We start from the raw sequence: 1,508 nt of genomic DNA, 5'->3' as shown, positions 1-1,508 counted from the left end.
CGGCACGTCGGCGCCGTCATCCATGATCACCGCATACCGCATGCCGGTGCAGGCGGAGACCACCGGCCAGACGGCGGGCAGCAGCGAACGATCGATGAAGATCACATCGTCGGCGGCGTCCTCGACGATGTAGCCGATCTGTTCGCGGAACAGCCGGTGGTTAACGGTGTGCAGGATCCGGCCGGTGCACGGCACGGCCAGATACAGCTCGACGTGCCGCTGGCTGTTCCACCCGAACGTCCCGACGCGGGCCTGGTGCGGAACCTCCAGGCGGTCCAGCACCGCCGCGAGACGGCGCGTCCGCTCGCAGACCTCGGCCCAGGTCGCGACCGCCTCACCCGCGGCGTGGCGCGTCACCACCCGCTTGTGCCCGAAGTAGCGCTCCACCCGGCGGAAGACCAGCGGAAGGGATAGGGATCGTTCCTGCATCAAGCCGTGCATCCGGTCGGCGTCCCTCCTCGCAGAATACTGACTGAGCGCATAGTCAGTGACCTACCGCTTGGTTGTCAACCACTTGACGCCCGCCGGGGACGGCGGTAACTATGCGCTCAGTAAGTGCGCGGGGGCCACCACAGACCAGGGAGAGTCCGGCATGCGCAAGGGAATCGTGGTCACGGCGAAACCAGGGGTCGAGGACCTCGCCGCACTGGCCGAGGAGCTGGGATATGACAGCTTCTGGGTCTACGACACACCGATGGTCAACGGAGACCCGTTCATCGGCCTGGCGCTGTGCGCCAAGGCCACCGACCGGATCCGGCTCGGCGTCGGCGTCACCTCACCGGCCCTGCGCTCGGCGCCCGCCAGTGCCGCGGCGTTCAGCAGCCTCAACGCGATCGCGCCTGGACGCGTCATCTGCGGTATCGGCACGGGCAACACCGCTCGCCGCACGCTCGGCATGAAGCCGACCACGATGGCGACCCTGGAACGCTTCACCAGGCAACTCCAGGCCCTCACCACCGGCGGGACGGCCGAGTACAGCGAAGGCGACAGAACGCGGGACGTACGGTTCCTGCACGTCGGTGACTACGTGAACACCGATGATCCGATCGAGTTCGTCGTCGCCGCCTTCGGTCTCAAGGCCGCACAGATCGCCGGACGATGCGGGGCGGGCACGATCTCCTTCGGCCTGCTCGACCCCCAGGCCTGGGCGGCCTTCGCCGAGGCTCGTGACACCGCGGCCCGCGAGGCCGGCGTGCACGTGCGGGGTGACTCCTACGTGATGACGTCGATGCACATCCTGGCCGATGACGAAGACCCGTACGGCCCCGCCGCACGCGACTCCATGGGGCATGTCGCGATGGCTCTGCTCACCTTCGCCGCCGACAATCCCGCTTTCCAGAACGGTCTGGAACCCGAGGAACGCGACGCCGTCCAGCGCCTTCTCGATCGGCGCGGGACGACCGCGACGGCCGACGACCGCCATTTCGTCCTCTACGAGAACTATCTCGGCCGCATCTACCCAGAGGATCGCGACCTCGTCGTGCCCTCTCTCGTCGACAAGCTCGGTC

General features: G+C 67.7%; 2 protein-coding genes. One reads left to right on the top strand and one right to left on the bottom strand.

Translation table 11 applies throughout. The features are described 5' to 3' along the window. Positions 1-441 (bottom strand): AMP-binding protein (locus HKK72_RS39175; RefSeq protein ID WP_187239419.1); only part of this gene is annotated, 441 nt, incomplete at its 3' end. Positions 442-592: 151 nt separating this feature from the next. Between HKK72_RS39175 and HKK72_RS39170 the strand changes: the two genes are divergently transcribed. After that, a partial coding sequence (locus HKK72_RS39170; RefSeq protein ID WP_187239418.1) for an LLM class flavin-dependent oxidoreductase occupies positions 593-1,508 on the top strand: 916 nt, incomplete at its 3' end.

This window comes from Actinomadura sp. HBU206391 (assembly GCF_014323665.1).
Classification (GTDB): Bacteria; Actinomycetota; Actinomycetes; order Streptosporangiales; family Streptosporangiaceae; genus Actinomadura_C.
Note: the sequence above shows the minus strand (reverse complement) of the source record. Positions and strands in the feature narration are given on the sequence as shown.